Raw genomic sequence first — 4,697 nt, forward strand, 5'->3', positions numbered from 1 at the left:
TCTTGAAACCCCTTCGTATGAAACGAGGGGGGAACTAAAAAGTGACATTTTCATAGAACAGTTAAGGTGACATTTTCACTGAATCTTGACATAACAGACAGGCTTTATGCTCAGATTCACATCTTCCAACAAGACATAAAGTACGAGGAGTAAGGGGAAGTGGAAGAGTTATTCAGTCAAATTGAGGAATTGCGAACGAAACTCTCTGTGAGATGCGTTATGGAGGACAAGCGTTTAAGCTGGACAGCGAAATGCTTGATCTTGTACTTGATGGATGAAGATCTGAAAGAAACGGATTTAAATACTTTTAGACTTGATGCTCCGGGTCATGATCCGGTTTCGATACGTCAAGCAATTCAAGAGTTATTAAAATATGGGTATCTTTCTTAGAAAATAAATCTGAACTATTGAGGGATCAGCATGACAAACAAAGTACATAACCTGACGCTCGATAACTACAAGGTGTTTTCGTTAGATGATGTGAAGGTTTTCGACAAAGTCATCCTGTTTGGGGGATATGCGTTATCCAGGCTTGAGGATGGAAGATTTCATATCCTGATCGATAATGACCCTTCATTTATTATTTCTGAAAACTTCGCGAAGACCTATATAGAAGAACTATACAAACAGGAGCAGAACAAGAACCGAATCAAAGGGACACAAGGGAATGATAAATGAGGCTGTGAATTCTTTGGAATAGATGTGTGGAGATGCTGCGGGCGGGGAAGGTGCGCGTGCGGGAGCAGAGCGACAGGCTGTCGGTTGGGAACCGGCGGCTTTTTGTTTTTCGCGACCGTTACTCCCGCCTTCGTTTATGTCGCTTGTCTTTGCAGAAAAAGGGATTTTGGGTAATGGAATAGAATTATTTCGGTGATACAGTGAGTAATCGTTTAGGAGATTGACTTGTACAGCAGAAGGAGTGGGGCGGGTGGCAAAGAATATTGTCAGTCCGGAATGGGTGTACGAACATTTGCAGAATCTGAAGGTGCGAATCGTCGATTGCCGGTTTGTTCTCGGACAACCTACGGCAGGAAGGGAAGCTTACCTCGTTGATCATATCCCGGGCGCCTTCCACATGGATCTGGAGAAGGACATGTCAGGCCCCAAACAGCAGCATGGCGGCCGCCATCCGCTGCCGGATGTTGGGGAGTTCTCCCGAAAACTGGGGGAGATTGGGGTTGATGAATCCGTAACGGTCATGGCCTACGACGACCAAGGTGGCGCAATGGCCTCCCGGTTCTGGTGGATGCTGAAGTATCTGGGCCATTCGAATGTGTTTGTAATGGATGGTGGGTATTCACACTGGAAAGAGAAGGGATTTCCGGTGACTTCGGAAGTTCCGAGTGCCACGGCTACTGCTGCTGGCTCCCGTATCTTTACTCCGCGGGTTCAGGAGCATATGTTGGTAACAAAGAATGATGTGAAAGCACGGCTTGGCAAAGAGGGTACGATCCTGATCGACTCCCGCGAAGGGATGAGATTCAAAGGAATCGAAGAGCCGATTGATCCGGTGGCAGGGCACATTCCTGGGGCATTAAACTATTTCTGGAAAGACGGGCTGAATCAGCAGGGTTCGTGGAAGTCGCCTGAAGAGTTGAAGCAGCGCTTCTCTGAGGTGGACCCTTCGCAAGAGGTTGTTGTTTACTGCGGCTCCGGTGTAACTGCATGCCCCAACTTCCTGGCTTTGAAGGAAGCCGGATATAACAATGTAAAGCTCTATGCAGGAAGCTGGAGTGATTGGATCTCCTACCCGGATAACCCGATTGCAACAGAGAAGGATCAGTAGGAAAGAGGGGCAGATCCCATGTCACAACAAGATTACAACACCCCCCGCAAAGTGATTGTTGTGGAAGGAAAAAAGGACAAAGAACGACTTCTCGAGATTCTGGATGAGCCTGTGGAAATCATCTGCACCTACGGCACCTTGAGCGACGAAAAGATTGAGGAACTGATTTGGCCGATTCAGGATGAAGACGTCTACATATTGGTCGATGCGGACGATGCGGGAAACAAGCTTCGAAATCAGCTAAAGCAGGAGTTGCCGAACGCCAAGCACCTGTATACCCGGCGGATGTATAGGGAAGTGCAGAATACGCCAATGGAATATTTGGCGGAAATGCTTATGAATGCGCACTTCTTAGTTGATGGGGACTGGGTGATGGGGCAGTAAGAACATGCTTTACTTCTTCTTTTTCTTAAGCGCCTTCCGCAGTTCTTCCTCGCTGGCTTTTCCTTGGATAAAGGCCAGAATCGCTTTCTTGTCCGATGGTTTCATCTATGTTTCACGCTCCCGTATGGCTTTGCTAGCAGTCTAGTCAATTCAATGCCAGATTATTCACCGGCCGGGGGATGACAAAGATAATTTTGAATTCCTTTGCAGGTGTAAAAAAATTCGCAACGAACCTTATAGATACCGAATACACATTTACAACAGAACTACAAAGAGGGGGCACCGTTATGCAGGATCTCAGGGATCTGCTGACGGCGGAGTTTGCGCAGCAGATTTGTGAAATTTTCCTGGAAGAGACCGGGAAACCGGTGATTATGGCGGACAAGGACGGAATAATCTTTGCCGCCACGGACAAGAAGCGGATTGGAAACTTTCACTCCGTTGCCAAAAAGGTGATGAACGGGGAACTGAAAGAAGGCGTCGTTACCGTGGAGCAAGCCCAGTCCATGGAAAACGTAAAGCCGGGTATCAACATTCCGATCATTTACAAAGGCATCCGGATCACAAGCCTCGGGATTGCGGGCGATCCGACAGTGGTCCGGCCCTATGTGGGACTGGCCTCCCGTCTTGTTCAGCTGTGGTTGAAGAATCAGGAACTGCTTAATCAGCTGACTGGCACGATCAACAACATTAACGGGGAGCTTCAGGAGATTGCCGCTGCGGTGGAAGAAGTGACGGCCGGTGCCCAGCAGATTGCGGATGCAAGCCAGCAGACTCACAGGACTACCACCGAATCAATGGAGAAGATCAAGAAGGTGGAAAGCGTGCTGCGATCCATCAAGCAGATTGCTACGCAAAGCAATATGATAGGACTGAACGCTTCCATCGAGGCTGCCAGGGTAGGGGAAGCCGGGCGAGGATTCGCCGTGGTTGCCAACGAGATCCGGAAACTTGCCGCCTCCAGTGAAGAGTCGGTGAAAGACATCAACGAAGTGTTGCAGGAAATTCAGACTGTCTTTAATGATATTGCAGGCAAAGTGGAAGAGAACAAGGTGGTTACCCAGGAACAGTCCGACTCCCTGATGACGGTGGCAGACAGGATCAGTTCCATTGAAAACTCCATGAACGATTTGGTTCAACGGATCCAGCACAGCGAATAATCGGAGAAAAAGACCCGGCCCAAGGAGCATCAAAGCTTCTAGAGAGCCGGGTTTTTTGGTTGGGATCAGTTTTGGGAGCCGGGCTGCAAGTGCCCGGTCGGCAGCGGTTGCTTCACTTCACCGCCGTAGACTTTCCAGGAGCCGTCATTCATCTTCTTTAAGAAGACGGTGGAGCTTGCATCTACTCGATGAGTTCTGGATTGGCCGTCCTTGGTAACGGTCACATCATAGACGTCGCCATTCACCTTGACCGCCGCGTAGCGATTGGATTTCCAGAGAACTTCCAGTGTCCAGTCCGCCACGTGCTTTTGTTCGATCTTGATTCCCAGCTTGCTCAATTCGGTGAGGATGTCGGCCGACAGATCGAGAACGTCATGGTAGAATCCGGTAGCGTATTCGTCTGAGATGTCCTTGATCTCGCTGTAGTCTGCATAGACCGCTTCAGCAACGTTTGTATCCGCTTCTTCAGATTCGTTTCCGTATACTTCTTCGGCAACGGTGTCGCCAGTTTCACCGGAGCCGTAAACCGCCTCGGTTACCACCTCATACAGCTTCTGGTTCATTTCCAACACGAGGTTTTTCAGCATCGTTTCGTCCGGCAGGGTGGTGTTCTCTTTGTGGAGCGCCCGTTGCAGCATCAGCATCGCCTGGACGCGGGTGGCTTTGTCATTCGGGCCAAAGTGGGTGTCATCGTAACCGTTGACGATACCTGCTTGGCTTGCCTTTTCCACATAAGGTTTGCTCCAGTCATCGGGTACGTCCGTGAACTGTTTGGAAGCACCGGTGAAAGGAACCGTTTGTTCAAATGCACGAACCACGATTTTTGCAATTTCGGCGCGGGTGATATTGCGGTCAGGGGCGAATTGACCTTCCCCGATTCCATTTATCAGACCGTGGGAGCTGGCCGTCCGGATGAAGTCATAATGCCAGTGTTCCGGCTTCACGTCGGAGAATTCCTGGGGATTGGCCGCCACATCCAGATCCAAAGCCTTTACCAGGATCTTTACAAATTCGGCGCGGGTGATGTTGTTCTCCGGTTTGACAGTGACGTTGCCGGCTTCGTCCACATATCCGTTGACGAGTCCGGATTGCAGCATATCATGGATGGTTGCCGCATACTCGTGATCTTTCACATCTTCCGGCAAGTATTTTTTGATAGAGCTTGCATCAAGAGCAGGTGCTGTCTCCGCTGCGTATGCAGCGGCAGGGAAGAGCAACAGGGACACGAGGGTTATGCTGCTGACAACTTTGAGAAAAGTGTGTTTCTTCATGGTTATACCCATTCCTTTCGCTTCGCTCAAGGCACAAAACGGAATGAAATCCGTTATTCTTGAGCGATTTTTTTGTATTCTTGAGTTACAGGGATA

At 49.4% G+C, this 4,697-nt stretch carries 6 protein-coding genes; 5 read left to right on the forward strand and 1 reads right to left on the reverse strand.

Annotation, left to right across the window (positions count from 1 at the left end; genetic code table 11):
- Nucleotides 1-159 precede the first annotated feature (159 nt).
- From EFBL_RS09990 to EFBL_RS10010, 5 genes are all read left to right on the forward strand, one after another.
- Nucleotides 160-390, forward strand: a complete 231-nt coding sequence (locus EFBL_RS09990) for a hypothetical protein (RefSeq protein WP_096181996.1) — start codon at nt 160-162, stop codon at nt 388-390.
- A gap of 30 nt (nt 391-420) precedes the next feature.
- Nucleotides 421-678: a hypothetical protein gene (locus EFBL_RS09995; RefSeq protein ID WP_096181997.1), complete on the forward strand. Its 258-nt coding sequence runs from the start codon at nt 421-423 to the stop codon at nt 676-678.
- Between the two features lie 250 nt (nt 679-928).
- Nucleotides 929-1,786 carry a sulfurtransferase gene (locus EFBL_RS10000; RefSeq protein WP_096181998.1) on the forward strand — a complete coding sequence of 286 codons (858 nt, stop codon included), beginning with the start codon at nt 929-931 and terminating at the stop codon, nt 1,784-1,786.
- 18 nt (nt 1,787-1,804) lie between these two features.
- Nucleotides 1,805-2,170, forward strand: a complete 366-nt coding sequence (locus EFBL_RS10005) for a toprim domain-containing protein (protein WP_096181999.1) — start codon at nt 1,805-1,807, stop codon at nt 2,168-2,170.
- A 287-nt stretch (nt 2,171-2,457) separates the two neighbouring features.
- Nucleotides 2,458-3,330, forward strand: a complete 873-nt coding sequence (locus EFBL_RS10010) for a methyl-accepting chemotaxis protein (RefSeq protein ID WP_165912764.1) — start codon at nt 2,458-2,460, stop codon at nt 3,328-3,330.
- A 65-nt stretch (nt 3,331-3,395) separates the two neighbouring features.
- Here the strand turns inward: EFBL_RS10010 and EFBL_RS10015 are convergent, their stop codons facing one another.
- Nucleotides 3,396-4,601: an S-layer homology domain-containing protein gene (locus EFBL_RS10015; protein ID WP_165912765.1), complete on the reverse strand. Its 1,206-nt coding sequence runs from the start codon at nt 4,599-4,601 to the stop codon at nt 3,396-3,398.
- Nucleotides 4,602-4,697 lie beyond the last annotated feature (96 nt).

The organism is Effusibacillus lacus (assembly GCF_002335525.1).
GTDB lineage: Bacteria > Bacillota > Bacilli > Tumebacillales > Effusibacillaceae > Effusibacillus > Effusibacillus lacus.